The 26,965-nt window shown below is 53.3% G+C and carries 26 protein-coding genes; 14 read left to right on the forward strand and 12 right to left on the reverse strand.

What is annotated here, in order from left to right; genetic code table 11:
* Positions 1–414 precede the first annotated feature (414 nt).
* Positions 415–1,191: an enoyl-CoA hydratase gene (locus FHW66_RS10060; RefSeq protein WP_183379663.1), complete on the reverse strand. Its 777-nt coding sequence runs from the start codon at positions 1,189–1,191 to the stop codon at positions 415–417.
* A 171-nt stretch (positions 1,192–1,362) separates the two neighbouring features.
* Between FHW66_RS10060 and FHW66_RS10065 the strand changes: the two genes are divergently transcribed.
* A complete protein-coding gene (locus tag FHW66_RS10065; RefSeq protein WP_183379664.1) occupies positions 1,363–1,800 on the forward strand; it encodes a universal stress protein in 438 nt (145 codons plus the stop codon).
* A gap of 74 nt (positions 1,801–1,874) precedes the next feature.
* Here the strand turns inward: FHW66_RS10065 and FHW66_RS10070 are convergent, their stop codons facing one another.
* On the reverse strand, positions 1,875–3,047 hold the full coding sequence (locus FHW66_RS10070; RefSeq protein ID WP_183379665.1) for a murein transglycosylase A: 1,173 nt from the start codon (positions 3,045–3,047) through the stop codon (positions 1,875–1,877).
* Positions 3,048–3,061: 14 nt separating this feature from the next.
* On the opposite strand from FHW66_RS10070, the gene FHW66_RS10075 reads away from it, so the two are divergent.
* Positions 3,062–3,205 (forward strand): hypothetical protein, encoded by a 144-nt coding sequence (locus FHW66_RS10075; protein WP_183379666.1) that lies wholly within the window; start codon positions 3,062–3,064, stop codon positions 3,203–3,205.
* Here FHW66_RS10075 and apaG read toward each other — a convergent pair.
* Positions 3,202–3,576 carry a Co2+/Mg2+ efflux protein ApaG gene (apaG, locus tag FHW66_RS10080; RefSeq protein ID WP_183379667.1) on the reverse strand — a complete coding sequence of 125 codons (375 nt, stop codon included), beginning with the start codon at positions 3,574–3,576 and terminating at the stop codon, positions 3,202–3,204. The two genes, FHW66_RS10075 and apaG, sit on opposite strands and share 4 nt — an antisense overlap.
* 156 nt (positions 3,577–3,732) lie before the next feature.
* Between apaG and rpe the strand changes: the two genes are divergently transcribed.
* The 6 genes from rpe to trpC all read left to right on the forward strand — a co-directional run bounded on the left by rpe (position 3,733) and on the right by trpC (position 9,382).
* Positions 3,733–4,398 (forward strand): ribulose-phosphate 3-epimerase, encoded by a 666-nt coding sequence (rpe, locus tag FHW66_RS10085; RefSeq protein ID WP_183379668.1) that lies wholly within the window; start codon positions 3,733–3,735, stop codon positions 4,396–4,398.
* Positions 4,399–4,449: 51 nt separating this feature from the next.
* Positions 4,450–5,118: a phosphoglycolate phosphatase gene (locus FHW66_RS10090; RefSeq protein ID WP_183379669.1), complete on the forward strand. Its 669-nt coding sequence runs from the start codon at positions 4,450–4,452 to the stop codon at positions 5,116–5,118.
* A gap of 283 nt (positions 5,119–5,401) precedes the next feature.
* Positions 5,402–6,913, forward strand: coding sequence for an anthranilate synthase component I (gene trpE, locus FHW66_RS10095; RefSeq protein WP_183379670.1), 1,512 nt, complete (start codon positions 5,402–5,404; stop codon positions 6,911–6,913).
* On the forward strand, positions 6,914–7,489 hold the full coding sequence (locus tag FHW66_RS10100) for an aminodeoxychorismate/anthranilate synthase component II (RefSeq protein WP_183379671.1): 576 nt from the start codon (positions 6,914–6,916) through the stop codon (positions 7,487–7,489).
* Between the two features lie 48 nt (positions 7,490–7,537).
* Entirely contained in the window at positions 7,538–8,572 is a 1,035-nt protein-coding gene (gene trpD, locus FHW66_RS10105) for an anthranilate phosphoribosyltransferase (protein ID WP_183379672.1), read from the forward strand.
* 9 nt (positions 8,573–8,581) lie between these two features.
* Positions 8,582–9,382 (forward strand): indole-3-glycerol phosphate synthase TrpC, encoded by an 801-nt coding sequence (trpC, locus tag FHW66_RS10110; protein ID WP_183379673.1) that lies wholly within the window; start codon positions 8,582–8,584, stop codon positions 9,380–9,382.
* 76 nt (positions 9,383–9,458) lie between these two features.
* On the opposite strand, the gene FHW66_RS10115 is transcribed toward trpC, so the two are convergent.
* The 9 genes from FHW66_RS10115 to FHW66_RS10155 form a co-directional block, all read right to left on the reverse strand.
* Positions 9,459–10,913: a DHA2 family efflux MFS transporter permease subunit gene (locus tag FHW66_RS10115; RefSeq protein ID WP_183379674.1), complete on the reverse strand. Its 1,455-nt coding sequence runs from the start codon at positions 10,911–10,913 to the stop codon at positions 9,459–9,461.
* A gap of 47 nt (positions 10,914–10,960) precedes the next feature.
* Complete coding sequence (gene ubiB / locus FHW66_RS10120) at positions 10,961–12,535, reverse strand: ubiquinone biosynthesis regulatory protein kinase UbiB (protein ID WP_183379675.1); 1,575 nt, start codon at positions 12,533–12,535, stop codon at positions 10,961–10,963.
* Positions 12,535–13,101, reverse strand: coding sequence for an SCP2 domain-containing protein (locus FHW66_RS10125; protein WP_183379676.1), 567 nt, complete (start codon positions 13,099–13,101; stop codon positions 12,535–12,537). The genes ubiB and FHW66_RS10125 overlap by 1 nt, the downstream gene beginning before the upstream one ends.
* A gap of 178 nt (positions 13,102–13,279) precedes the next feature.
* Entirely contained in the window at positions 13,280–14,212 is a 933-nt protein-coding gene (locus FHW66_RS10130; protein WP_183379677.1) for a Tim44 domain-containing protein, read from the reverse strand.
* A 16-nt stretch (positions 14,213–14,228) separates the two neighbouring features.
* Positions 14,229–14,963 carry a bifunctional demethylmenaquinone methyltransferase/2-methoxy-6-polyprenyl-1,4-benzoquinol methylase UbiE gene (ubiE, locus tag FHW66_RS10135; RefSeq protein ID WP_183379678.1) on the reverse strand — a complete coding sequence of 245 codons (735 nt, stop codon included), beginning with the start codon at positions 14,961–14,963 and terminating at the stop codon, positions 14,229–14,231.
* Positions 14,964–15,049: 86 nt separating this feature from the next.
* Entirely contained in the window at positions 15,050–15,469 is a 420-nt protein-coding gene (locus FHW66_RS10140; protein ID WP_183379679.1) for a gamma-butyrobetaine hydroxylase-like domain-containing protein, read from the reverse strand.
* A gap of 79 nt (positions 15,470–15,548) precedes the next feature.
* Positions 15,549–16,025 carry an HIT family protein gene (locus FHW66_RS10145; RefSeq protein ID WP_255458916.1) on the reverse strand — a complete coding sequence of 159 codons (477 nt, stop codon included), beginning with the start codon at positions 16,023–16,025 and terminating at the stop codon, positions 15,549–15,551.
* 8 nt (positions 16,026–16,033) lie between these two features.
* Complete coding sequence (locus tag FHW66_RS10150) at positions 16,034–20,035, reverse strand: FAD/FMN-binding oxidoreductase (RefSeq protein WP_183379680.1); 4,002 nt, start codon at positions 20,033–20,035, stop codon at positions 16,034–16,036.
* Positions 20,036–20,358: 323 nt separating this feature from the next.
* Positions 20,359–20,850, reverse strand: a complete 492-nt coding sequence (locus FHW66_RS10155) for a YqaA family protein (RefSeq protein WP_183379681.1) — start codon at positions 20,848–20,850, stop codon at positions 20,359–20,361.
* Between the two features lie 151 nt (positions 20,851–21,001).
* On the opposite strand from FHW66_RS10155, the gene ilvA reads away from it, so the two are divergent.
* The 6 genes from ilvA (at position 21,002) to rapZ (ending at position 26,959) form a co-directional block, all read left to right on the forward strand.
* Entirely contained in the window at positions 21,002–22,528 is a 1,527-nt protein-coding gene (gene ilvA, locus FHW66_RS10160) for a threonine ammonia-lyase, biosynthetic (protein ID WP_183379682.1), read from the forward strand.
* Between the two features lie 23 nt (positions 22,529–22,551).
* Complete coding sequence (queF, locus tag FHW66_RS10165) at positions 22,552–23,388, forward strand: NADPH-dependent 7-cyano-7-deazaguanine reductase QueF (protein WP_183379683.1); 837 nt, start codon at positions 22,552–22,554, stop codon at positions 23,386–23,388.
* A gap of 475 nt (positions 23,389–23,863) precedes the next feature.
* Complete coding sequence (locus tag FHW66_RS10170) at positions 23,864–24,367, forward strand: hypothetical protein (RefSeq protein ID WP_183379684.1); 504 nt, start codon at positions 23,864–23,866, stop codon at positions 24,365–24,367.
* A gap of 189 nt (positions 24,368–24,556) precedes the next feature.
* Positions 24,557–25,030 carry a PTS sugar transporter subunit IIA gene (locus FHW66_RS10175; RefSeq protein ID WP_183379685.1) on the forward strand — a complete coding sequence of 158 codons (474 nt, stop codon included), beginning with the start codon at positions 24,557–24,559 and terminating at the stop codon, positions 25,028–25,030.
* 74 nt (positions 25,031–25,104) lie between these two features.
* Positions 25,105–26,043 (forward strand): HPr(Ser) kinase/phosphatase, encoded by a 939-nt coding sequence (gene hprK, locus FHW66_RS10180; RefSeq protein ID WP_183379686.1) that lies wholly within the window; start codon positions 25,105–25,107, stop codon positions 26,041–26,043.
* A 52-nt stretch (positions 26,044–26,095) separates the two neighbouring features.
* Positions 26,096–26,959 carry an RNase adapter RapZ gene (rapZ, locus tag FHW66_RS10185; RefSeq protein WP_183379687.1) on the forward strand — a complete coding sequence of 288 codons (864 nt, stop codon included), beginning with the start codon at positions 26,096–26,098 and terminating at the stop codon, positions 26,957–26,959.
* The last annotated feature ends 6 nt before the right edge of the window (positions 26,960–26,965 follow it).

Consider the following 26,965-nt stretch of genomic DNA (forward strand, 5'->3'; position numbering starts at 1 on the left):
GCTTGCATCGCTGTCAAATCGTTTTGTTTGTCAGCAGCAGAGAAACGAGATTATGTAGTGTTTTTTAATTTGCGTCAACTACTTTTTTAACGCTTAACTAAAAATTTTTTACTGCCACTTCTCATTTCTACATCTTGTATTGCGCTTTGCTTTCTTACTTCTTCCCCACCTCGCTCGCTGCGTCTTGCTCTTTGCTGCGTCGCTGTTTCAGCGGGGAGGCGAACTATAGCAAAGCCTTTCCAATTCGTGCAAGCTTTTTTAAGCAATTATTTAAACTTTTTACCAAACCCCTCGCAAACCCACGCCCACACTCACTCTCTTCGAACAAACAAAAAAAACCAACACCATAAACAATAAGGCCATCCCTGCGGGATGGCCTTATTGTTTTACAAAACTACTCAACTGCGCTATTCGTTACAGGTTCTTGAAGTTGGCTTGGCGCTTTTCCAGGAAAGCCGCCATGCCCTCGGTCTGGTCCTCTGTCGCAAAACAGCTGTAGAAGGAAGTCCGCTCGTACTTGATTCCCTCCACCAGCGTTGTTTCATATGCACGATTGACGCAATCCTTCACCATGGCAACGACAGGCTGCGACATTTGACTAATAGTAATCGCTGCGGCCATTGCTTCATCCATCAGCTTCGCCGCTGGAACGACTCGGGATACCAAACCAGCACGCTCTGCTTCCTGAGCATCCATCATGCGCCCAGTAAGACAGAGGTCCATAGCTTTTGATTTCGATATAGCACGTGGTAGACGCTGAGTCCCGCCTGCTCCGGGCGTGATGCCAAGCTTAACTTCGGGCTGTCCAAACTGGGCGTTATCGGCGGCGATGATGAAATCGCACATCATCGCCAGCTCACAGCCACCGCCAAGGGCGTAACCAGCTACCGCCGCGATGACCGGCTTACGCACGCGGCGAATGGTTTCCCAGTTGCGGGTAATGAATTCACCCTTAAAAACGTCCATGAAGTTATAGCCTGCCATGGCACTGATATCAGCGCCAGCAGCGAAAGCCTTTTCGCTACCAGTGACAATAATGCAGCCGATCTCTGTATCAGCATCGAATTCAAGCAGAGCTGCACCAAGATCGGTCATCAAGCCGTCATTCAAGGCATTCAAAGCCTTTGGACGGTTCAGTCTTATCAGACCAACTTTACCGTGGGTTTCAGTCAATATATTCTCGTAACTCATCTGGTCTCCTATTGATATACACATATTGCAGAAAAGCGCATTTACCGTCGCCGATGATTGTACCGCTATTGAATTTTTCTCGACGCTGCTTCAAGCAACAGAAGTTGCTTCCTTGATCAAGCTCAGCGCTATACTGGATATACCCCTTTCACTGCGTCAAAGGAGGATCACATGTTCAAGACCATACTTGTACCAACAGATGGATCAGAACGGTCTGACAAAGCGATTGCCAACGCCATCGACTACGCTCAGCACTGCAAATCAAAGATAGTCGGTATCGGGGTCGCTGAACCTTATCCGTTCTCTCCGCTAGCAGAGACTGCCATGGCCATTGATCCCGGCATGTATGAAGAAAATGTACGCGCCTTGGCAGAACAACATGTTCAGCGTATCGCGGATGCCGCGCAGGCCGCAGGTGTTGCCTGTGAGACAATGACGGTACTTTCCTTTGCACCGGACGAAGAGATCGTCAATGCAGCCAAGAAATATGGCTGCGACGTGATTTTTATGGCGTCGCATGGGAGAAGTGGATTAAGTCGATTATTTCTCGGCAGCAAAACTCAGAAAGTCTTGGCGCACTCACCTGTCCCGGTGCTCGTGTTGCGCTAGCAACATCGGATAGTAAAACGCCGGTTTTGCTGCTTCAGCAAAAACCGGCGTTGTGTGTTTATTTACTCCCTGCGTCAAGGCCTGGGTAGTAACACCCACATCATGCCGCGCTGCTTCATTGCGCCCGCCTTTTCTCCGGCCTCACTCCCTGAGCCCCAGAAATAGTCTGCTCGCACCGCACCGCGGATTGCCCCCCCTGTATCCTGCGCCACAACAAGTCGTTGCAGGAGAGTGTCACTATTCGGCTGCGTCGTATCCAGGAATACCGGCGCACCTAAAGGAAGATGTTGCGGATCGATGGCAATTGATCGCTGCCCCGTGAGAGGCACGCCAAGTGCGCCTTTTGGCCCCTTGGTAGGGTCGGCAATTTTCTCTTCTTTAAAGAAGACAAAACTTGGATTGGCATTGAACAACTCATTCTGCCGCGACGGATTGGCAGCAACCCAGGCCTTGATGCCCTGGGCAGATGCTTGAGAAAGCTGCATTTCACCTTTATCCACCAGGTAGCGACCAATCGATTTGTAGGGCTGTCCATTTTGATCCGCATATGCGACCCGGATGGTTTCCTTGGAATCACTCAGATAGACTCGCCCGGAACCCTGAACCTGCAGGAAGAATGCCTCGACAGGATCATCCACCCATACCAGCTCCTTGCCATTGAGAGCCCCTGACTGCAGCAACTCAGCACGTGTGTAATAGGGAACAACCTTGTTGCCCGCCAATCGACCGCGCAAGCGCATGTTCTTGAGATCAGGATAGACACTGGATAAATCAATCGTCAGCATATCATCGGGTGTCCGATATAGCGGTGTCTGATAGGGGCCGCCGCGTTTGCGTGCGCCGCGCAACAGAGGCTCGTAATAACCGGTAATCAAGCCGCTATCAGTACCATCACCATTGAATACCTTGTAGGGGATGAAATTTGCCTCGAAAAAACTGCGCACGGCATCGTCGTCATCGCCGTTGACCTGTCCTGCAGCATTACAAGCAGCGCGCCAGTCGCTACGTTTGATCAGCGTCGCGCAGGAATTCATGAATGCAGGCCAGGCCTCGCGCAGCGCATCCTTATCCCAACCAGGCATTGCCGTGAAGCTACTTTTTTGCAGCGTCTGCGCTACCGGCTCAGTACCTGGCTTCTGCGCAGGCACTGGACTTGGCTCCGGCTTCGGAGGTACGGTTGTACAGGCGGCAAGACTCAGAAGAATGATCGCGGCGAATGCAGTTAAACTAGTACGGATAAATGACATTGAGGAAACGTTAAATGTTGTGGTTAATACTGGAAGCTGGTAGTGCCTTCTTCATCTTTGTGTTCATCGTCTGGTGGACCATGTTTTCCGGTAAGAAGCCTACCCAGCCAGCACAGCGCAGCAAACCAGACGATCAGGCTGACGACCAGTCAGCTTAATGCAGGGTACGCGGCAAGGACAGGAAGAACTCGGGTATGCGGGCATCAAATTGCTCGCCGTCCTCGGCAACACAGAAATACTCACCGTGCATTGATCCTTGCGGCGTCTTCAGGGCAGTGCCGCTGGTATATTCAAACTGCTCGCCTGGCTGCAGGAAGGGCTGATGACCGACCACGCCCAGTCCGCGCACTTCCTCCACATGATTATTAGCGTCCTTGATGACCCAATGGCGCGAAATTAATTGCGCGGGAACCTGGCCGCTATTAATGATCGTGATCGCGTAGGCAAATACATAGTGTGACCGGGCTGGATCGGACTGTTCTTCCTGATATTGTGTTTTGACCGTCACGGTAAATTCATACGTCGCCATACGGCTCCCTCAATTAATTAAATAGCAATGAACCATTGCACACGAAATTCCCTTGCGGTGCAAGATTCGCAAGCAAACCTTACCAGCATGAACGAGTAAAATAACGCATCTTTCAAGCATTCATCGACTTCCTTTTTATTTATCGCCATTCCAGCCATGCCAACCTATCGTATCGCTCCCAGCATTCTCTCTGCCGATTTTGCCCGCCTGGGAGAAGAAGTCCGTAACGTCATCACCGCCGGCGCCGACATCGTGCACTTCGACGTGATGGACAACCATTATGTTCCCAACCTGACTATCGGGCCTCTGGTGTGCGAAGCCATCCGCCCGCACGTACAAGTACCTATTGATGTGCATCTGATGGTCAAGCCAGTTGACCGCATCATCCCCGACTTTGCCAAGGCCGGTGCCAACATCATCACTTTCCATCCCGAGGGCTCGGAACATATTGATCGCACCCTGCAACTGATCAAGGATCACGGCTGCAAAGCCGGGCTGGTCTTTAATCCAGGCACCCCGTTGCACTATCTTGATCACGTCATGGACAAACTCGATATCATTCTGATTATGTCTGTCAATCCTGGCTTTGGTGGTCAATCCTTCATTCCAGAAGCATTGAACAAGATCGCCGCAGTGCGTCGTCGCATCGACGAATCCGGCCGCGACATCATGCTGGAAGTCGATGGAGGCATCAAGGTCGAAAACATCGCCGCTGCTGCCAAAGCAGGTGCGGATACCTTCGTGGCTGGCTCCGCCATTTTTGGCAAGCCAGACTACAAGGCAGTGATCGACGCCATGCGCGGCGAACTGGCCAAGGTTTAAGCCAGCCATCGATCATCCATCACAAACCCGACGCAACGATAGAAAAGACGCATGCTCAACAACATCAAAGCCGCCATCATTGATCTCGATGGCACCATGCTCGATACCGCACCGGACTTCCATGTGGCGGTCAATCGTATGCGCGCCGATCTAGGGCTAGCCCCGCTGGCATTACATGTGATCGTGGATTTTGTTGGCAAGGGTTCAGAAAATCTGATGCGCCGGGTGCTGGCAGTGGACTATGACGACACTGATATTGAGCAACATTTTGCCGCCGCCTTATCCTCCTATCAGGAGCATTACGCGGAAATCAACGGCAAATACGCCACGCTTTACCCGCAGGTAATCGAGGGCTTGCAGGTACTCCAGAAAAAGGGTTTGCGTCTGGCTTGCGTAACCAACAAACCGGTCGCCTTTGCCCTGCCACTACTGGAACAAAAGGGCTTACGTCCCTATTTTGAAATCGTCTACGGCGGCGATTCCTTGCAGCGCAAGAAACCTGATCCATTACCACTATTGCAAGTCTGCCAAGATTTCTCTCTGGAACCGTCACAGGTGGTTGCCATCGGAGACTCGTCGAACGATGCACTGGCCGCACGGGCAGCGGGTTGTCGCGTGCTCAACGTCCCGTATGGCTACAACCACGGTGAGCCTATACACAACGTCGATTCCGATGGTATAGTTCAGACGCTGCTTGATGCAGCAAACCAGATTTCGTAGTGAAATGTACTGAAGTTGTACTCAACTAAACACATACGACAAATGTTTCTCGACAAAAAACTCATCGCCAATCATTCAGCCGCCCCTGAGGCCTGGCTGTGGCGACGCTGGCAATCCCAGGCTAACTAATATTTAGCCTCGTCAGTTGCTGTTCGCTCCACGCGAGCAGACGTTTTTTGCAACACTACCCCACTGTTTAATATCCGTTATTGTCGGCACGTATTTGCCAGGCCGCATCAGTACGCCTGGCACATGCTCCACGATATCGGCTCCGGAGAGAAACATGACCGAACTCGAATTCAAATCGCTCGCTAATCAAGGCTTTAACCGCATTCCACTGATCGCCGAAGCCTTCGCTGATCTGGAGACGCCACTCACCCTCTATCTGAAACTGGCACAGACCCAGAATGCGGGGAAGAACACCTTCCTGTTGGAATCGGTGGTCGGCGGCGAACGTTTTGGCCGCTATTCCTTTATTGGCTTGCCAGCCACCACCAAGCTGCGCAGCTTTGGTAACAGGGTCGAAGTTCTCAAAAACGATCAGGTAGTTGAATCGCATGAAAAAAATGCACTGGAATTCATCGCCGAATTCCAGTCTCGCTACAAAGTGGCGATTCGTCCGGGCATGCCGCGATTCTGTGGCGGCCTGGCGGGCTACTTTGGCTATGACGCCGTACGTTATATCGAAAAGCGTCTGGCCGACAGCGCCCCCAAGGATGATCTCGGGCTGCCCGACATTCAGTTACTGGTCACCGAAGAGTTGGCTGTCATCGACAATCTCTCCGGTAAGCTATATCTCATCGTCTATGCCGATCCGGGCCAACCAGAAGCCTTCGCCAAGGCGCGTCAGCGGCTCAAGGATTTGCGCGCCATGTTGCGTCGCGCCGCCGATGCCCCTGTTACTACCGGCTCCGTACGTACAGATACGATCCGTGAATTCACCAAAGCTGACTATCTGCAGGCCGTCGCCAAGGCCAAAGAATATGTCATGGCCGGCGATCTGATGCAGGTCCAGATCGGTCAGCGCCTGAAAAAATCTTATGTCGATTCACCGCTCATGTTGTACCGTGCGCTGCGCTCACTGAATCCCTCGCCGTATATGTATTTCTACAATTTCGGCGATATGCAGATTGTTGGTGCCTCGCCGGAAATCCTGGTCCGTAATGAAACCATTGGCCAGACTTCCGATGGCAATGCGCAGAAAAAGATCACGATTCGTCCTCTGGCAGGTACCCGACCACGCGGCGCAACACCAGAACGCGATGCCGCTCTTGCAGTCGAATTGCTGGCCGATCCGAAGGAAATCGCCGAGCACGTGATGTTGATCGATCTGGCGCGCAACGATATTGGTCGCATCGCGACGACCGGCAGTGTCAAAGTCACCGATCAGATGGTGATCGAGAAATATTCACACGTGCAGCACATCGTCTCCAATGTCGAGGGCTTGCTCAAACCCGGACTGTCGAATCTGGACGTGCTCAAAGCAACCTTCCCCGCCGGCACCCTGTCGGGTGCTCCCAAGGTCCGCGCCATGGAAATCATTGATGAACTGGAGCCGGTGAAACGTGGTATTTACGGCGGCGCCTGCGGCTATCTGTCGTTTGGCGGTGAGATGGATGTCGCCATCGCGATTCGCACAGGGGTCATCAAAGATGGCACGCTCTACGTGCAAGCCGCAGCCGGCATCGTTGCCGACTCGGTACCGGAAATGGAATGGGAAGAGACCGAAAACAAGGCACGTGCCGTTTTGCGTGCTGCCGAACAAGTGCAAGATGGACTGGATGGAGAAATCTAAATGCTACTCATGATCGACAACTACGATTCCTTCACCTATAACATCGTGCAATATTTTGGCGAACTAGGTGAAGAAGTCCTGACTATCCGCAATGATGAAATCACCATTGCCGAGATTGAAAAACTGAATCCGGCGCGTATTTGCCTTTCCCCCGGACCATGCAGTCCACGTGAAGCTGGCATCTGCATTGACTTGCTCAAACACTTCTCGGGCAAACTGCCAATTCTGGGCGTGTGCCTTGGCCATCAAGCCATTGGTGAAGCATTCGGCGGCAATGTGGTGCGCGCCAAACAAGTCATGCACGGCAAGACATCGAAGATCGCGCATACCGGCGTCGGTGTGTTCAAGGATATCCCCAGCCCCTATACGGTAATCCGCTATCACTCGCTGGCGATCGACCGCGCTACGCTGCCAGATTGCCTGGAAGTGACCGCCTGGACCGATGACGGCGAAATCATGGGCGTACGTCACAAGGAATTTGATCTGCAAGGGGTGCAATTCCACCCTGAGTCGATCCTGTCGGAACATGGTCATGCCTTGCTGAAAAATTTCCTGACCGGCTCCGCGCAGAGTTAAGTGAAAGCTTCAATGCGCACATCACTTAACTTTCAGGAAAATTCAATCATGTCCATCACACCACAAGAAGCACTCCTGCGCTGTATCGATCATCGTGAAATCTTCCACGATGAAATGCTCACACTGTTTCGTCAGATCATGCGTGGCGAAATGTCGCCTGTGATGATCGCAGCGCTCACCATGGGCTTGCGAGTCAAGAAGGAAACCATTGGAGAAATCGCCGCTGCGGCACAGGTTATGCGGGAATTCGCCACCAAGGTCCCAATGGCCGACACCAACAATTTGCTTGACATCGTCGGCACCGGAGGTGATGGCGCCCACACCTTCAATATTTCAACTGCCTCGATGTTCGTTGCAGCAGCAGCCGGAGCACGGGTTGCCAAACATGGTGGTCGCAGTGTTTCCTCGTCGTCCGGCAGCGCTGATGTTCTCGAAGCGCTCGGTGCCAATATCAATCTGCAACCGGAACAGGTTGCGCAATCAATTGCGCAGACCGGTATCGGTTTCATGTTCGCGCCGAATCATCATGCGGCAATGAAACATGCGGCACCGGTACGCAAGGAGTTGGGGGTAAGGACTATCTTCAATATTCTTGGCCCGCTGACCAATCCTGCCGGCGCGCCGAATATCCTGATGGGTGTCTTTCATGCCGATCTGGTAGGGATACAGGTGCGTGTGCTGCAGCGCCTGGGCGCGCAACATGCGGTCGTGGTCTGGGGTCGGGACAATCTGGATGAGGTCACTCTTGGTGGCGCTACCATGATTGGTGAACTGGTCAATGGTGAAATCCGTGAATACGAAATTCATCCGGAAGACTTCGGCATGAGCATGTTCGCCAGCCGCAACCTGCAGGTCGCGAATGCGGAAGAATCTAAAGCGAAGATCTTTGAAGCACTCCAGGGCACGCCCGGTCCAGTGCACAATATCGTCGCCCTCAACGCTGGTACCGCACTATATGCCTCAGGCGTCGCAAGCTCGATTGAGGCAGGTCTGCAACTGGCACGTACCACTATCAGCTCGGGTGCTGCGCTGGCCAAGGTCGATGCCTTCGTCAAGGTGACACAACAACTGGGCCGCCCATAAGGAATTTCCATGTCAGACATTCTCAATAAAATCCTCGACGTCAAGGCGCATGAAGTCAAGGTAGCCAAGGCGTATCGCGATCTGGCCAGCCTGCGTCGCGATGTCGAGACCGATACCGACGCCCGCGCACAACTACGTGGTTTCGAAGCGAGCCTGCGCGGCAAGATTGCTAATGGCCATGCAGGTGTGATCGCCGAAGTGAAAAAGGCCTCGCCCTCGAAAGGTGTCATCCGTCCTGATTTCAAGCCTGCCGATATCGCCGTCAGCTATGCCGCGCATGGCGCGGCCTGCTTATCGGTGCTGACCGATGAGCAGTTTTTTCAAGGGGCACCCGCCTATCTGCAGCAGGCCCGTGCGGCCTGTTCGATTCCGGTGCTGCGTAAGGATTTCATGATTGATCCTTATCAAATCTATCAAGCGAGATACTGGGGTGCAGATGCCATTTTGCTGATCGTGGCAGCGCTTGATCATGGCCTGATGGCTGATCTGGAAGCTTGTGCACATGAACTGGGGATGAGTGTGCTGGTGGAAGTGCATGACGGTGTCGAACTTGATGCAGCACTCAAGCTGAAGACAGCCCTGCTGGGTATCAACAACCGCAACCTGCGTACCTTTGACACGACCCTCGATACCACGCTGGGTCTGTTACCACGCATTCCTTCGGACAAACTGGTCGTTACGGAATCAGCGATTGCAACACCTGAGGACGTCAAACGTATGCGTAATGCCAATGTTAACGCTTTTCTGGTGGGCGAAGCCTTCATGCGTGCTCCCGAACCGGGAGTGGAGCTGGCACGTCTCTTTGCATGACACCTCAGTCATCGCTATTTACCTCAGAAGCGGAGCCTAGTGCTCCGTTTTTTGATGGCGCGTAAAGGTCGAACATTCAGCGTCCTGTAGGGCGTGTTGCTGAAGCTGACCGCATGCCGCCACCTAGATTGCTACCGGCATCCCTTGCCAGTCCTCGATAACCTAATACCGAGAGCAGGATCAACACACCAGCCATGGCAAATGCCCAATGAAAATCCATCATGCTGAAATGCGGGATGCCATCGACATCACTGCTACCCCCATTGAAGTAGGAAGCAATGCGCAAACCGAGCGCACCAAATGCGATTCCCATACCAATTGTCATTTGCTGCGCCACACTCCAGAGTGTGCTGGCCGCACTTTTCTGTGCTTCCGTCACATCGGCATAGGCCAATGTGGCTAATGTAGAGAACTGCATCGAGCGTGCCAGACCATAGACAAAAATAGTCAACAGCACGAATGCTACGGGCGTGCTCGGCATCAACAATCCACAGGCAAGGACAAACACACCAGCAATCGATCCGTTAACCAGCGTGACACGGCGAAAACCAAAACGCTGCAAAATACGCGTGGTGAAAATCTTCATTCCCAGATTGCCAACGGCACTGGCCAGTAACAACAGGCCCGACTGAAAGGCTGATAAGCCAAAACCGATCTGAAACATCAGCGGTAGCAAATAAGGAACAGCCTCAATACCAATTCGGGTGAACGAACCAGTCACAATCGTGGCGCTGAAGGTTTTGACACGTAGAGTCGAGTAGTCCAGCAAGGGATGAGGGCTACGCATACCGTGGCGGTAAGACAGCACACCCAGCACAATGCCTACACCGATGAACAGAAACGCCTCGATCAACCTGACTTCCGTATGACTGGCCAGCTCGGTGCCATACAACAACGACGTCAGGGCCAACCCGCTGAGAAAGAAGCCCACCAGATCCAGCGGACGTTTCTCGCTGCTGCGCTCATTTGGCACCAGGGCAAGCACCGCGCTCAATGCAGCCAGACCAAACGGAACATTGATCAGAAAAATCCAGTGCCAGGAAAAATAGGTTGTGATGAATCCCCCCAAAGATGGCCCGACAACCGGTGCAACAATCGCCGGCCAGGTGATCGTGGAGATAGCCTTCATCAGCTTGTCTTTACTGGTGTTGCGCACGACGATCAAACGACCGACGGGTACCATCAAAGCACCACCCATACCCTGTAAAATCCGGGCCGAGGTGAATTCAAATACATTACTTGAGATTCCACACAAGACCGATGCCAGGGTGAAAACCACAATTGCCCAAGCGAAGACCGTTCGCGAACCAAGCCGGTCTGCCACCCAGCCGCTGATTGGTATGAACACCGCCAGCGTCAGCATATAGGCAGTCATCCCCAGGCTCAGCTCATTGGGCCCGATCTTGAACGACTGCGCCATCTGCGGCAGCGCCGTGGCAATGATGGTCGTATCCAGATACTCCATGAAGAAGGTCGCCGCGACGATGAAGGGCAACCAGTGCAATCGTGATGAATTGTGTGCTGTTGTCATACTCAGTCCATCTGGTCGGGATTGTTATTTGTTGTACCGCACGCGTATTACCCCATGCGCAAGATATGCAACAGGATCTGGATGACAACAATTGCTCCAATCAGACCGCCGCCAAAATAGACAATCCCCCCCAGCAGAACATTGGTCCGTCGTTGTTCGGCGAGCAGCTTCCTGAGCAGTTCATCCTGCTGTTGTGGGCGCTGATCTTCCGTCATTTTGGTCAACGCCTGATGAGCAAGTCGGGGCAATTGCGGCAACAAGCGGCTATAACGAGGCACTTCGATCTTGAGCTGCTGCACAAAGCCGCGCCAGCCAATCTGCTCATTCATCCACCGCTCCAGATAGGGCTTGGCGGTTTTCCAGAGATCCAGATCGGGGTCTAGCTGACGTCCGAGGCCCTCAACATTGAGCAAGGTTTTCTGCAGCAATACCAGTTGCGGCTGTACTTCCACATTGAAACGACGCGAGGTCTGGAACAACCGCAAGAGTACCTGTCCGAAGGAGATATCCTTCAATGGCCGATCAAAAATCGGTTCGCAACAGGCACGCACAGCTGCTTCCAGCTCATCGACCCGGGTTTCCTTGGGGGCCCAGCCAGACTCGATATGTGCTTCCGCCACACGCTTGTAATCACGCTGGAAAAATGCCAGGAAGTTCTGTGACAGGTAATCCTTGTCAAAATCAGTGAGCGTGCCAACGATGCCAAAGTCCAACGCGATGTAACGCCCAAAAGTGGCCGGTGCGGTCGAGACCAGGATATTACCGGGATGCATGTCAGCATGAAAAAATCCATCACGAAACACCTGCGTGAAGAAAATCTCTACACCGTCACGAGACAACTTGCTCAGATCAATACCTTCAGCCTTGAGTCGCTCCGTCTGCGAAATCGGAATGCCGATCATGCGCTCCATGACGATCACTGACGGCGAACAATAATCCCAGTACATTTCTGGCACCATCAGCAGATCGGAATTGGCAAAATTGCGGCGTAGCTGACTGGCATTGGCTGCCTCGCGCATCAAGTCCAGCTCGTCATGTAGGTATTTGTCGAACTCGGCAACCACTTCGCGTGCCTTCAGTCGACGACCATCGACCCAAAGGCGCTCCAGCCACTCAGCAGCCACAGCCATCAGCGCGATGTCATTGTCGATCGTGCCGCGCATCCCAGGACGCAGCACCTTGACGGCGACTTCCGTACCGTTCTTAAGCATCGCAAAGTGCACCTGCGCAATCGACGCCGAAGCAACGGGAGTGCGCTCGAAGCTGGCAAACAAGGCGTCTGGATGCGCTCCCAGTGACTTTTCGATCTGGGCGATTGCCAACTCGGAATCGAACGGCGGTACCTGATCCTGCAAGCGCGTCAATTCGTCGGCGATATCAAGTGGCAACAAGTCACGCCGGGTCGACAATACCTGCCCGAATTTCACGAAGATCGGCCCCAGATCTTCCAGGGCACGCCGCAAGCGCTCACCACGCGGTGCCGACAAGTCACGCCAGAAAAAAACTGCTTTTAAGAAAGCTGCGATACGCGGGGTATTGAAACCGGAAACAACGATTTCATCGAGACCATAACGTACGGCGACGCGAATGATTTTAAACAGACGCAGGGAGCGCAAAAACATTAGCGGCGCTCCAATTTTTCGATGCGTTTGGCCAGACGCTCGAGGTCATCTCGCAACCTGACTACCTCGGCGGAGAACTCCCGCATCATGTGGGGACGAATCAGCATCGGTTTTTCTTCCAGAAAATACTCGACCACATTCTCGGTCAATTGTTGTTGCGCCACTTGCGCAGCTGCCAGACCGGATTTGACGCCAGCAACCAGACGCGTGGCGGCAATGTCTCCAATCAATTTGCTCAGATCCTCTTCCGCATCCCAACGCACCGATTGACTCACCTGTGAAATCGTATTGGCGAAGTCGGCATCCCCTTCGATCTTGACGTAGGAAACAGCACGTTCACGATTAGCCAGAATCAACGGCAGGTCTGACAATTTGACGTGAATAGTGACAGCAGGTGTGGCATCGTCGTTTGCGCTCTCTACCAAACTATCGGTACCCACAGTAAGCGACAGCGCGGCAATGCCAGCGTCAATACAGGCAGTCTTGCCATGATGCGCAGCAAGTCGCCCCTGGGCCCAGGGCTCCTGTACAAGTAAATGATTAAGGATGGCAGCAACAGGGCGCATGGCTGGATGCATAACGGATGGAGTGACAGAAAAAGACAGGAAGGATTACAGCGCCATAACAGAATAAAACAGCGCCAATAAAAAAGCCGCTCGTTGCAGTGCAATCACACGAGCGGCTTCAAGTTTAACAGGTTCTCTGAGCTGCGCAGCGCCTCAGACATCCTGTTTCGGCTTGTCACTAGGCTTGCTGAATACCGGCAAGTACCCAGCCATGGGCGCCGTCGAACGGTTTGGAAAGATTCCAGATTTCGACGAATGGCTCTGTTGGAGCATCAATAGCGTCCTTGATCAAACCGGTGAAACGCACTGTGGCCAGGTAATCATTGGCTAACGTTTCGATACCCAGCAACTCAGCGTCGATTTGCACGACGTCAGTATTGTTAGGCGTCGCACCACGCTCCTGAATTTGCAGGCGCAGTTCACCAAACATCTCAGGTGTGGTGAACTCACGGATATCATTGATATCTGCCTTGTCCCAAGCTGCTTGCAAGCGAATGAAGTAGCTCTTGGCGTTACGCACAAAGCCTGGCACATCGAAATCAGCAGGGATACCCCATTGCACGATAGCCTCATTATTACCCAATTGATGCGGTGCCACCGGACGCAGTCCTGAACCGATTTCCGGCGTCGCACTGGATGACGCAGATGAACGGTTATCTTCAGTGTAGTTCGTATAGTTTGTGGGATAAGTCGCAGGATAACTGTCGCTCGTCCGATTCCCGCGATTGAACAGGCCAAACAGCAGTCGCACCACGACTACCAGCAAAACGATCATCAGGATGGTGCCCAACAATCCACCAAACGCACCGCCCAAACCGAAGTGCGAGAACAAGGCCCCGAGTCCGAGACCAAGCAAGGCGCCACCCAGGATACCCTTCCATGGGCTTGCAGGTCGTACCGGTGCAGCAGGCTGCGGTATTGGTTGTGGCGCTGCAGCGGGTGCTGCCGGTTTGGCAGGAGTCACACCAGATGGACTGCTCGGCGCTTGACGTGCATAGTTGGAGGATTGCTTGCCGAAGGAACCACCACCGCCAAGACGCTTGGCCTCGGCACCGGAAAACAGCATCAGGCTGGTCAAGGCCAGCGCCAGAATCAACATCCACTTTTTCATCGCTATTCCTGTATTTTTATAGTTTTATACCGGTATGCAGTGCGGCGACACCAGCAGTCAGGTTGAAGTACTGAACCCGCTCCAGGCCGACATCCTGCATCATCTGCTTCAGTGTTTCCTGATCGGGATGCATGCGAATCGATTCTGCCAGGTAACGATAGCTTTCCGCATCGTTGGCCACCTTCTTGCCCAGCCATGGCAATACCGAAAACGAATACACGTCGTAAGGCTTTTTCAGCGGTTCCCACACCTTGGAAAATTCGAGCACAAGCAACTTGCCACCAGGTTTGAGTACCCGGCGCATTTCACTGAGCGCAACATCCTTGTGGGTCATGTTACGCAAGCCAAATGCGACCGACACACGGTCGAAATAATTGTCCGGGAAGGGCAATTTTTCTGCATCGCAAAGCAAGGTGGGGGTAGGAATTCCTTTATTCAACAGGCGATCACGACCAACCCGCAACATTGATTCATTGATATCTGTAAGCCAGACTTCGCCGCTGGGGCCAGCCTGCTTAGCGAATGCCTTGGACAAATCGCCGGTACCGCCAGCAATATCAAGCACCTTGAAGCCGGGACGAATACCTGCCTGAGCAATGGTGAAGGCTTTCCACACCCGATGCAGACCTGCCGACATGAAATCATTCATCACGTCATATTTAGCAGCGACGGAATGAAACACTTCCGCAACTTTGCGTACTTTGTCTTCTTCCGCGACAGTCTGATAGCCGAAATGGGTAGTATTGCTCATGTGACAACCTGTAGAGAGTAATGCAATATTATACGAGGTGAGCAAGCAGGCAACAGCAGCGCCGGCACACGACTCACCTTAATCAATCAAGAATGATGACCGCAGGCATGGCCACCTGCATTGCCTTGTGGGTGATGATCACGACCACCATCACGGGTAAATCCGGCTGCTTCCAACTTTTGCAGATAGGTTTCCCACATGGAATCCTGATCACGTCCCAATTGATACAAGTAATCCCAGGTATAAATACCGCTGGCATGATCGTCAGAGAAGATCGGCTTGATACCGTAATTACCTACCGGTTCCATCGCCACAATGGTGACATCACGCTTGCCGGTCTGAAGCGTCTCCTGGCCAGGCCCGTGACCACGGACCTCGGCCGACGGTGAATACACGCGCAGCAGTTCAAACGGAATGGAAAACATCGCACCGTCATCAAAGGCAACTTCCATGACGCGCGATTGTGTGCGCACTTTGAATGATACGGGCGTGGCAGCGGAACTCATTGCTGGTGCATCCTCTTCAAATTTGGCGTTCGCTTACGACCATCAACGTCGTCGAGACCGAAACGCATTCAATGGCAGTTCAGGCCAATGCCTGTAGTTGCCGCAGTATTGCCTGTCGCAGCGCTGGCAATAGCGTGCGCCGCGTAGACAATAGCTCTTCACTGGCGACACGTCGGGCATCAGCCCAGATCGGACTTGGGAATTGCACATCATCGACATAGCGCGGAATCACGTGCCAATGAACATGCGGCGTCATATTGCCAAGACTGGCCAGATTGATTTTCTCGGGTTGCAGGACTTCCCGCTGCGCCGCTTCCACTGCCCATACAGCGGCCATTAGCAGCGTGCGATCAGCAGTGGTGAGATCAGTCATCTCCTTGACGTGTGCATTCCAGATGACCCGACAAAATCCCGGATAGGCAGCGTCATCAATGAGCACTACACGATAGCGGCCACCATCAAACAGTAGCTCGCCACCGTGGCTCTCACACAATTCGCAAGTCGCAGTAGCAGAGGTCACAGCAGTAACCTTGGTCATTGATGTCAGATCAAGCATGGGCAACGTCAAACCAGCACGCGCTCAATGCCACCGTTATTGGCACGGGCAACGTAGTCGGGCAGCCAGTTTTCACCCAGCAGATGACGTGCCATCTCAACCACGATGTAATCGGCCTGCGTACCCGAATCTTCGTTGTAACGCGACAAGCCCTGGTAGCACGATGGGCAAGAAGTCAAGACCTTCACATCACCTGTGAACCCATCTGCACGCACCTTGTCAGCCCCCTTGCGCATTTCCTCCTCCTTGCGGAAGCGAACCTGCGTCGACACATCCGGGCGGCTCACACCAAAGGTGCCAGACTCGCCGCAGCAACGATCGCTTTTCTCGATCTTTTGCGCATCAACGGTGGTGATCAAGGTATTGACCGTCTTCAGAGGATCCTGCAGTTTCATCGGCGAATGGCAGGGATCGTGATACATGTAGCGGGTACCGGTCACTCCTTCGAGTCGAACACCTTTTTCGAGCAGATATTCATGGATGTCGATGATGCGGCAACCGGGGAAGATCTTCTCGAATTCATAGCCTTGCAGTTGGTCATAGCAAGTACCGCACGAGACCACCACGGTCTTGATATCCAGATAATTGAGCGTATTGGCCATGCGATGGAACAGCACGCGATTATCGGTGATGATCTTCTCGGCCTTCTCGAAGTCACCCGAACCACGTTGCGGATAACCGCAGCACAGATAACCAGGTGGCAAGACGGTTTGCACGCCAACATTCCAGAGCATCGCTTGCGTGGCCAGACCGACTTGCGAGAACAAGCGCTCCGAACCGCAGCCCGGGAAATAAAACACTGCCTCAGTCTCTGCCGTGGTTGTCTTCGGGTCGCGAATGATCGGTACGATCTTGTCATCTTCAATATCCAACAAGGCACGCGCAGTCTTCTTCGGGAGATTACCGGGCATCTTCTTGTTGATGAAATGAATCACCTGTTCCTTGATCGGCGCTTTGCCAACCGTTGCTGCCGGCTTCTGGGTCTGCTTTCTGGCGAACTTCTTAAGCAGATCATTTCCCAGACGCTGCGCCTTGAAGCCCCAGTCGGTCATGACCTTGCGCGTCGCATTGATGGTCGCCGGATCGGTCGCATTAAGGAAGAACATCGCAGCGGTCGTACCGGGATTGAACGACTTCTGTCCCATCTTGCGCAGCAGATTGCGCATGTTCATGGAGACATCGCCAAAGTCGATATCCACCGGGCAAGGCGTGACGCACTTGTGACATACCGTGCAATGGTCGGCCACATCCTCGAATTCTTCCCAATGCTTGACCGAGATACCCCGACGGGTCTGCTCTTCATAGAGGAAAGCCTCAACCAGCAAGGAGGTCGCCAGAATTTTATTACGCGGCGAATACAGCAAATTGGCGCGTGGCACATGGGTCGAGCAAACTGGTTTGCACTTGCCACAACGCAGACAATCTTTGACGCTGTTGGCAATGGCACCGATATCGCTCTGTTGCATGATCAGCGATTCGTGGCCCATCAAACCAAAAGATGGCGTGTAGGCATTGCGCAAATCAGCTTCCATGCCGGGCAGATTGAGCAGCTTGCCCTTGTTGAAGCGACCTTCTGGATCAATCCGTTTCTTGTATTCGCGGAAGGAGCTGATTTCATCCTCAGTCAGGAATTCGAGCTTGGTGATACCGATGCCATGCTCACCCGAAATCACACCGTCCAGCGAACGCGCCAGCGTCATGATGCGCGCTACGGCTTCATGCGCATCCTGCAACATCGCGTAGTGATCGGAATTGACCGGGAGATTGGTATGGACGTTACCGTCACCCGCATGCATATGGAGTGCCACAAAGACACGGCCACGCAACACACGCTTGTGAATCGCATTGCATTCATCAAGAATCAGCTTGAATGCCGCACCGCTGAATACCTGGCGCAACAAAGCGCGCACTTCCTGCTTCCAGGACACGCGTACAGTGCGATCCTGAACCACATGGAACAGCGTGGCATCAGGCTGATCCAGCAGGCGTTGCTCAAATACAGGCAGCAATTTATCCAGTCCGAGCGCTACCAGTTGGGTCTTCGCTTCGCGCAGTGGCAAATCCAGCTTGGCCAGCAGATAGGTCCAGCGTGCATGTGCCAGGCGCAACAGATCTTCGGCCTGATGCACACGATCTTCCAGCATCTCAGCTGCGGGAATGTCTTCACCTTCGCCATCGTCGCTCTTGCCCAGCGGCAGATTGCCCTTGGCAAAGAATGTCTGCAACTCGTCGAGCAGCTGCAGCTTGTTCTTGATCGACAATTCAATATTGATGCGTTCGATACCGTCGGTGTATTCGCCCATGCGATTGAGCGGGATCACCACATCTTCATTGATCTTGAAGGCATTGGTGTGCTTGGCAATCGCTGCCGTACGTGAACGGTCGAGCCAGAACTTCTTGCGTGCTTCCGGGCTGATCGCCACAAAGCCTTCACCGACGCGGTTATTGGCCATGCGGATGACTTCCGAGGCGGCCTGTGCAACCGCGTTTTCATCGTCACCGACGATATCGCCGATCAATACCATCTTCGGCAAAACGCCACGCTTGGATTTGGTGGCGTAACCGACTGCGCGCAGATAACGCTCGTCCAGATGCTCCAGACCGGCGAGGATCGCCCCGCCCTTGCGGGTTTCGGCGTCGAGGAAATTCTTGATTTCGACAATCGACGGAATGGCATCACGTGCCTGCCCGAAAAACTCCAGGCACACGGTACGTGTCTGCTTGGGCATCTTGTGCAGAATCCAACGCGCCGAAGTGATAAGGCCGTCGCAACCTTCTTTCTGGATCCCTGGCAAACCAGCCAGGAATTTGTCAGTGACGTCCTTGCCCAAGCCTTCCTTGCGGAAAGTACGGCCAGCGATTTCGAGGATTTCTGTCTTGAAGACTTCAGTCTTCTGACCTTTTTCGCCTGGATGCGACCACTCCAGCTTGAAACGCGCCACTTCGACGTCGTGAATCTTGCCCAGATTGTGATCCAGCCGTGTCACTTCCAGCCAGTCACCTTGTGGATCCACCATGCGCCAGCTGGCCAGATTATCGAGTGCAGTACCCCACAGCACAGCCTTTTTGCCACCGGCATTCATGGCAACATTACCGCCGATGCAGGAGGCTTCAGCCGAGGTCGGATCAACCGCAAAGACAAATCCTGCCTTTTCAGCAGCATCCGAAACGCGCTTGGTGACCACACCGGCTCCAGAGTAGATGGTGGCATAGGGCTTGTCCAGGCCCGGCAAGACCTCCATCTCAACCGCGCCAAGTTGCTCCAGCTTTTCGGTATTAATGACGGCTGACAACGGTGTTAGTGGAATCGCACCACCAGTGTAGCCCGTGCCACCGCCGCGAGGGATGATGGTCAAACCCAGTTCGATACATGCCTTGACCAGACCAGCCATCTCGTCTTCGCTATCCGGCGTCAGCACAACGAACGGATATTCGACGCGCCAGTCGGTCGCATCGGTCACGTGCGAGACGCGCGAGAGGCCATCAAATTTGATATTGTCCTTGGCAGTATAGCGACCAAGCACCTTGGTAGCGCGCTTGCGCAGGTCATAGGTCTGACGGAATTCTTCAGAGAATGCGACCACCGCCTTCCTAGCTGCTTGCAACAATACTTCTACATTGTGGCTGCGGCGCGCAGCATCGGCATCGCCGGCTTCGCTCTGGCTCACATCAATACGACGCTTGTCGACCTCGGACAGGCGATGCTGAAGCGCCTCAATCAGCGCGGCGCGACGTTTGGGGTTATCCAGCAGATCATCCTGCAGATACGGGTTACGACGTACCACCCAGATATCGCCCAATACTTCGTACAACATGCGCGCAGATCGTCCTGTCTGCCGCTTGGCGCGCAGCTCATCGAGCAGGCGCCAAGCATCTTCACCCAATAGGCGAATCACGATTTCTCGGTCAGAGAACGACGTGTAGTTGTAAGGAATTTCGCGCAAGCGCGTGGGGCTGGCACCTTGCGGTGCATCAGTGAGCAAAGCTTGAATGTGGGCGGGGGCGTTCATTAATGTAGAAAAAATCTGCTGCCGGAGGTGCATTTTAGCGTATTGCCGTCAGGAGCGAGGAAATGCCCCTGATTTTGCGAGTACGCATTCGAATAACGACGAAATACATTTCCGCAGCGCAATATAAAAGCTGTATTGCATCCATTTAAACAATCAATTTATATTTTTTAATAGTTATAAATTATCATCTCTCCAGGCAACACTGCCCGCAATCCAACCTGAAGGAGAACGTAATGCTGCAATCTGCGATGACGGAGTTTCTCGACAATCTCGCCCTGACACTGGCTGACTACGCCCAGTGCAAGGGCTAAACCCGACACACTTCAGGCCAGCCAGTCGCCGACCTGACGCCAGAATCCGTCGGGTACATTGAGCAGTAACCAAGTCATAAGGATGTAGCGCACGATCTTGCCGATCGCCATGTAGAACACCGACGGCCAAAACGGCAGCTTGAGCCATCCTGCCAGCGTGCAAATCGGGTCACCGATACCAGGCATCCAGCCCAGCAGCATTGTCTTTGGGCCAAACCGCTCCAGCCAGCCAAACCATCGGCTGGACCGTTCCTTCGCGAAAGTCTGCTTGGCAACGTAACCCATCCAATAGTCCACGACGCCACCCAGCGTATTGCCCACCGTGGCTACCAGAATCACCGGCCAGAACATACTCGGATTGACCTTGATAACGGCGAACACAGCAGGTTCGGAACCCATCGGCAACAAGGTCGCTGATACGAAGCTGATAAGGAAAACAGAGGTCAGTCCAACAGTCGGAATAGCCAGTATGTTGAGCAACCAGAGGACAGCGGATTCAATCATCGAGGGAAAAGCGCAGAGCGGCAGGATGGGTGAGTATGGGCGTCTATTATAATGTCCAGTCCGTTGCGCCCCAGAAGAACCGCCTGCCAAGCACAGGCCCTCAAGCTGGAGCGCTTTATCTGAACTGCGCCTGTGGCGCCATGAAACTACTATGACCACTGACTATTTGCAGAAAATCCTCACCGCCCGCGTCTACGACGTTGCCACTGAAACGCCGCTGGAGTTTGCCAATACGCTCTCGCAACGGACCGGCAACCGAATTTACTTCAAGCGCGAGGATATGCAGAGTGTGTTCAGTTTCAAGCTGCGCGGCGCCTACAACAAGATGGCGCATCTGACCCCTGCGCAACTCAAGCGCGGCGTCATTTGCGCCTCAGCCGGCAATCATGCGCAAGGTGTTGCCTTGTCCGCAGCCCGTCTGGGATGCCGGGCCGTGATCGTCATGCCCACTACGACACCGAAGGTGAAGATTGATGCCGTCAAAGCGCGTGGCGGCGAGGTTGTGCTGTCCGGAGAATCGTTTACGGATGCCTATCAACACGCGCTGATACTTGAAAAGAAACAGAAACTGACCTTTGTGCATCCCTTTGACGATCCCTACGTCATCGCAGGTCAAGGCACCGTCGGTATGGAAATACTGCGTCAGCATCCCGATCCTATCCATGCCATTTTTGTCGCCATTGGCGGTGGCGGCCTGATCTCGGGCATTGCCGCCTACGTCAAGGCAGTGCGCCCGGACATCAAGATCATCGGCGTGCAGACCACGGATTCCGATGCCATGGCACGTAGCGTCAAGGCTGGTCGCCGCATCACGTTGCCCGATGTCGGCTTGTTCTCTGACGGTACCGCCGTGAAGTTGGTTGGCGAGGAAACCTTCCGCATCACCAAAGAGCTGGTTGACGACATCATTCTGGTTGACACCGACGCCGTCTGTACTGCGATCAAGGATATCTTCCAAGATACCCGCAGCATTGTTGAGCCAGCGGGCGCATTGGCCGTTGCCGGTGCCAAGGCTTATATTGAGCGCGCTAAAAACAGCAAGAAGCCAATCCGCAATGAATCCCTAATCACGATCGCCTGTGGCGCCAATATGAATTTTGACCGCTTGCGCTTTGTTGCCGAAATGGCCGATGTCGGCGAATCACGCGAAGCCGTCCTAGCCGTCACGATTCCCGAAGAGCATGGTAGCTTCAAACGCTTCTGTGAAGCCGTTGGTCCTCGCAACGTGACCGAATTCAACTACCGCATCAGCGATGCAACATCGGCACATATTTTTGTCGGAATTCAGACCGACAGCGCCGACGAACCTGCCAAGATTGCCAAGACCTTTGAAAAACAAGGCTTTAGCACACTGGATCTGACACACGATGAATTGGCCAAGGTGCACATTCGCCATCTGGTTGGCGGCAAGAGCGCGCTAGCAAAGGATGAGCTGCTATATCGCTTCGAGTTTCCGGAACGTCCCGGTGCATTAATGCGCTTCCTCAACACCATGAATCCGAACTGGAATATCAGCCTGTTCCACTATCGCAATCAAGGTGGCGATGTCGGTCGCATTCTGGTCGGGCTGCAGGTACCCAAGAAGGAGATGAAAACCTTCCGTGCCTTCCTCGATAATCTCGGCTATCGTCATTGGGACGAGAGCAAAAATCCCCTGTACAAACTTTTCCTTGGTTAATACCGACTCTGTGGATATCTGACATGCACGCCAATTCTCCCGAAACCTCACTGCTGGGAAAGACCTCCATCTACCCCAGCACCTATGATGCCAGTCAGCTGTTTCCGATTGCGCGCCAGCCCAAACGGGAGGAGCTTGGCGTGCAGGGAACGCTGCCGTTTTTTGGCGTCGATATCTGGAATGCCTATGAAGTATCGTGGCTGAATCTGCGCGGCAAACCGCAGATTGCGATTGCCACTTTCCTGATCCCGGCAGACTCGCCCAATATCATTGAGTCAAAGTCTTTCAAGCTTTACCTGAACTCGTTTAACCAGACCCGACTGGAAAGTCAGGATGCCTTGATCGCGTTGCTGCAGAAGGATCTCTCTGCCGCAGCCGGTGCTGGTGTTCAGGTCATGCTTACCGCACCGGAACAATTTGAACAGTTATCCATGGGTGAATTGAGCGGCTTGCTACTGGATCGACTGGATATTGAAGTGGTCGATCACCATCCAGACCCGCAGCTGCTGTCGGCAGCACAGGATGAAGCGCCGATTGAGCAAAGCTTGCTGTCGCATCTGCTCAAGTCGAATTGCCCGGTGACCAATCAACCAGACTGGGGCAGCGTACAGATTCACTATGTTGGCGCACCGATCAATCAGGAAGGCTTATTGAAGTATCTGATCGGTTTTCGCGAACACAATGAGTTTCACGAGCAATGTGTAGAGCGTATTTTCATTGATATCCTGCGTCAATGCAGACCGCAAAAATTATCGGTCTATGCACGTTACACACGTCGTGGTGGCTTGGATATCAATCCATGGCGGAGTAATTTTTCGGCGATGCAAGCACCAACTAACAGCCGCAACGCCCGGCAATGATGGACATTACGACTTAAATCAGGGATTTTGTTACAAAACAAATATACCTGAAACACCCAGGCCCCATGCGGCCTGGGGCTGCATAACAGCTCTCCACAACCCGAAACTATCGGCTTTTCAGCCGAGTCTGATTTCTCACAAAAAACTTCCATGCAATCATGCGGTCCAACGCCGCGTTAATACCATGATTGCAACCTGATCCGTACGCTTTGGTGCAACAGCCAGTTGGCTGCAACAGCATCTGAAACCAGCTTTCATACCTACACGGCACTCAGAAGCGCATAGCCTTCCTGAACCGTTCGGCGCTTAATCCAAAACTCAGCATTACTTAGTATTAAACGGCAACGTACCTATCGCCACATTATTTCAACTACGCCCACGCTAAACCATGCGCACATTAACTTACGCTTTCACTCGCCGACTACTTCTCGGCAGTCTTCTCTTTCTGACTGCGATCGTCTTCTCAAACTCAGCCATGGCGCAAGAAAGTGATGAATTCAGCTGGTGGCAATCCGTCAAAAATCGGGTCGACAATATCGTTGATAATGGCGAGGGCGCGCTCTATGTTTCTGGCCTGGCTCATCACGGCCGGCATACCTACACGGCTGAAAAACTGGCGCAACTCAACGAACATGCATGGGGCCTCGGCTATGGCAAGACCCTGCGCAATGATAGCGGCAATGATGAATCCCTCTACGCCTTTGTTATCAAGGATTCCCACGATCACCCCCAGTACATGGCAGGCTACGCTTATGAATGGGTCTATCAGATTCCGAACACACCACTGGAGCTGGGCGGTGGTTATACAGCCATGCTGATGAGTCGCCAGGATTACTTTGACAGTGTCCCTTTTCCAGTCGCCCTGCCGGTTGCATCGATCGGTACCAAAAGAGTCAAACTCATGTTCTCCTATGTTCCCCGCTTCTCTGGCAAGAACAATGGCGATGTATTGCTGGTCTTTGGCCGCATCGAACTTTGATAATCAGCTAGCACCAACACCCATGGCAATGACTGAAAAGCCGCTGCAACTAGCGGCTTTCTCTGTAACTTTCAGCTTTGTTTGCAGTCGGGCAAGATAACAAAAAGACAACAACGGAATTCATTGCGTTACTCCCAAAGAAGCCTATAATCCTGCACAAAAGCCTATCTAGCGCCTTTCTTTTGTGTCATGACAAATCTTGCAAAAATCCTGTATCCGGAGAACGTCATTCTGGATCTAGAAGTCTCCAGCAAAAAACGAGCATTCGAACAAGCCGGGCTGACTTTCGAAAATAATAGCGGCATTGCCCGCTCAACCGTATCCGAGAACCTGTTTGCACGTGAGCGCCTGGGTTCGACCGGGCTTGGGCATGGCGTAGCAGTGCCACACGGCCGTATCAAAGGACTGAAGGCTCCGTTGGCGCTGTTCATGCGTCTGGCAGAGCCCATCCCCTTTGAGTCCCCCGACGGTGAGCCAGTCAAGCTACTGATTTTCCTGCTGATTCCTGACAACGTGACGCAACAGCATCTCGAAATTCTTTCGGAGATTGCCGAAATGTTCTCCGACAACGCTTTTCGTGCCGAACTCATTAACGACGGTGATCAGGCCTCCGTCTATTCGCGGCTGGTCACCTGGCAACCTTCGCTGGAAAAGACGCATTAATCGGATTACTTGATGGCGTGACTGCCGGACAGGTGTACTGAGGGCATCAACAATCATCGTCGCACTGGATAACCATGCCCGCATTTACCGCTTTATCAATACAACAACTATACGAAGAGAATCGTGAATCGCTCCAACTGGGCTGGTTCGCCGGGTTTCCGGGCGGTGAGCGACTGATTTCCGGCGATGCTGCCTCTGCAGCCGATCAGGTAGGGCACTTGAATCTAATTCACCCTGGTCGTATTCAGGTATTTGGTCATCAGGAAACCGAGTACTACCAGCGCCTGTCCAATACCTCTCGCGCCTACCAGACCGCTGAGCTGGTTGCCGGAGAACCGCCAGCATTCATTATTGCGCAAGGGTTGGCAACACCGCCCGATATTCTGTCGATCTGCGACGAAAAAAATATCCCGCTGTTCTCCACGCCTTTGCCCGCGGCACAGGTCATTGATTACCTACGCGTTTATCTGTCAAAGAAGCTCGCGCAACAAATCACCATGCATGGCGTCTTCATGGATGTGTTGGGAGTTGGCGTGTTGATTACTGGCGAATCCGGACTGGGAAAAAGCGAATTAGGTCTGGAATTGATCTCGCGTAGTCATGGACTAGTCGCCGACGACGCAGTCGAATTTGCCCGTATTGCACCGAACATGATTGAAGGACGCTGTCCGCCTTTGCTGCAGAATCTGCTGGAGGTTCGTGGACTGGGCCTGCTCGATATCAAGGCCATTTTTGGTGAAACTGCGGTACGCCGCAAAATGCGTCTGAAACTGATCGTACATCTGGTTCGCCGCAGCACGCTGGAAGAGAATTACGAACGATTGCCGTTGGATGCTCAGTTCGAGGACGTTCTCGGTTTACCAATCCGCAAGGTGGTCATTCCCGTTGCAGCTGGCCGCAATATTGCGGTGCTGCTGGAGGCCGCCGTCCGCAACACCATTCTGCAGCTGCGTGGAATCGATACGCTCAAGGAATTCATCGAGCGTCAACGGCGCGCCATGAATGGCGAATAGGCAGTTGTTGTTTGACCATCGAGTCCGCTATAGATAAGGTATCATCATACTCATGCGTATTGTACTTATCACAGGCATCTCGGGCTCAGGCAAATCGGTGGCACTCCATATGCTGGAAGACACTGGTTACTTCTGCGTGGACAACTTGCCGCCGGCCTTGCTGCGCAGCCTGGTAGAAACCCGCTTGAAGGAAGGTGACGCCACGTTGGCCGTGGCAACGGATGCCCGCAGCGCTGACTCACTCGCAGAACTTGGCAAGGATATTCAGTCCCTGAAGGATGAAGGGCATGACGTCAAGGTGTTTTTTCTGACGGCTTCAACCGAATCGTTGATCACGCGCTTCTCGGAAACGCGTCGCAGCCACCCCTTGTCGCACCGCGCCTTGGCGAATCAACAGCCCAACTATCGTCGAACGTTGACCGAATGTATTCAGCTGGAGCGTGAAATGCTCAGCGGGATTCAATCCCTGGCCCACGTTATCGATACATCCAATCTAAGCGCCAACAAATTACGAAGCTGGATTCAAGAGCTCATCAACGGTACCGAAAGCAAACTGACCCTGCTGTTTGAGTCATTCGGATTCAAATTCGGGGTGCCGCTGGATGCCGACATGGTCTTTGATGTCAGGTTCCTTCCCAACCCGCACTACGACCCGCAACTACGCCCACTCACCGGCAAAGATGCAGCCGTTGCCACCTTCCTGAGCGAGCTGCCAGAGGTCGATGAACTGTATGACGACATCCGTCATTTTGTCGAAAAGTGGCTACCTGCATTCAAACGAGACAACCGCAGCTACCTCACGGTTGCGATCGGCTGTACGGGTGGACAACATCGCTCCGTCTTCATCGCTGAAAAGCTGGCGCACTATTTTTCCGACAAAGAGCATGTCGTTGTCAGACACCTGCAACTGAGCTGAGCAGGC

The sequence above is a fragment of the Herbaspirillum sp. Sphag64 genome (assembly GCF_014192645.1).
Taxonomy (GTDB): Bacteria; Pseudomonadota; Gammaproteobacteria; order Burkholderiales; family Burkholderiaceae_D; genus Herbaspirillum.

Excerpts from the sequence above, each read along its gene's own strand:
- FHW66_RS10150 (WP_183379680.1), bottom strand. The coding sequence starts at position 20,035 with ATGAACGCCCCCGCCCACATTCAAGCTTTGCTCACTGATGCACCGCAA.
- hprK (WP_183379686.1), top strand. The coding sequence starts at position 25,105 with ATGCCCGCATTTACCGCTTTATCAATACAACAACTATACGAAGAGAAT.
- ilvA (WP_183379682.1), top strand. The coding sequence starts at position 21,002 with ATGACCACTGACTATTTGCAGAAAATCCTCACCGCCCGCGTCTACGAC.
- FHW66_RS10140 (WP_183379679.1), bottom strand. The coding sequence starts at position 15,469 with ATGAGTTCCGCTGCCACGCCCGTATCATTCAAAGTGCGCACACAATCG.
- FHW66_RS10065 (WP_183379664.1), top strand. The coding sequence starts at position 1,363 with ATGTTCAAGACCATACTTGTACCAACAGATGGATCAGAACGGTCTGAC.
- FHW66_RS10130 (WP_183379677.1), bottom strand. The coding sequence starts at position 14,212 with ATGAAAAAGTGGATGTTGATTCTGGCGCTGGCCTTGACCAGCCTGATG.
- queF (WP_183379683.1), top strand. The coding sequence starts at position 22,552 with ATGCACGCCAATTCTCCCGAAACCTCACTGCTGGGAAAGACCTCCATC.
- FHW66_RS10115 (WP_183379674.1), bottom strand. The coding sequence starts at position 10,913 with ATGACAACAGCACACAATTCATCACGATTGCACTGGTTGCCCTTCATC.
- trpC (WP_183379673.1), top strand. The coding sequence starts at position 8,582 with ATGTCAGACATTCTCAATAAAATCCTCGACGTCAAGGCGCATGAAGTC.
- ubiE (WP_183379678.1), bottom strand. The coding sequence starts at position 14,963 with ATGAGCAATACTACCCATTTCGGCTATCAGACTGTCGCGGAAGAAGAC.
- FHW66_RS10155 (WP_183379681.1), bottom strand. The coding sequence starts at position 20,850 with ATGATTGAATCCGCTGTCCTCTGGTTGCTCAACATACTGGCTATTCCG.
- FHW66_RS10145 (WP_255458916.1), bottom strand. The coding sequence starts at position 16,025 with ATGCTTGATCTGACATCAATGACCAAGGTTACTGCTGTGACCTCTGCT.
- FHW66_RS10070 (WP_183379665.1), bottom strand. The coding sequence starts at position 3,047 with ATGTCATTTATCCGTACTAGTTTAACTGCATTCGCCGCGATCATTCTT.
- apaG (WP_183379667.1), bottom strand. The coding sequence starts at position 3,576 with ATGGCGACGTATGAATTTACCGTGACGGTCAAAACACAATATCAGGAA.
- trpE (WP_183379670.1), top strand. The coding sequence starts at position 5,402 with ATGACCGAACTCGAATTCAAATCGCTCGCTAATCAAGGCTTTAACCGC.
- FHW66_RS10060 (WP_183379663.1), bottom strand. The coding sequence starts at position 1,191 with ATGAGTTACGAGAATATATTGACTGAAACCCACGGTAAAGTTGGTCTG.
- FHW66_RS10125 (WP_183379676.1), bottom strand. The coding sequence starts at position 13,101 with ATGCGCCCTGTTGCTGCCATCCTTAATCATTTACTTGTACAGGAGCCC.
- rapZ (WP_183379687.1), top strand. The coding sequence starts at position 26,096 with ATGCGTATTGTACTTATCACAGGCATCTCGGGCTCAGGCAAATCGGTG.
- trpD (WP_183379672.1), top strand. The coding sequence starts at position 7,538 with ATGTCCATCACACCACAAGAAGCACTCCTGCGCTGTATCGATCATCGT.
- FHW66_RS10100 (WP_183379671.1), top strand. The coding sequence starts at position 6,914 with ATGCTACTCATGATCGACAACTACGATTCCTTCACCTATAACATCGTG.
- FHW66_RS10075 (WP_183379666.1), top strand. The coding sequence starts at position 3,062 with ATGTTGTGGTTAATACTGGAAGCTGGTAGTGCCTTCTTCATCTTTGTG.
- FHW66_RS10175 (WP_183379685.1), top strand. The coding sequence starts at position 24,557 with ATGACAAATCTTGCAAAAATCCTGTATCCGGAGAACGTCATTCTGGAT.
- ubiB (WP_183379675.1), bottom strand. The coding sequence starts at position 12,535 with ATGTTTTTGCGCTCCCTGCGTCTGTTTAAAATCATTCGCGTCGCCGTA.
- FHW66_RS10090 (WP_183379669.1), top strand. The coding sequence starts at position 4,450 with ATGCTCAACAACATCAAAGCCGCCATCATTGATCTCGATGGCACCATG.
- FHW66_RS10170 (WP_183379684.1), top strand. The coding sequence starts at position 23,864 with ATGGCGCAAGAAAGTGATGAATTCAGCTGGTGGCAATCCGTCAAAAAT.
- rpe (WP_183379668.1), top strand. The coding sequence starts at position 3,733 with ATGCCAACCTATCGTATCGCTCCCAGCATTCTCTCTGCCGATTTTGCC.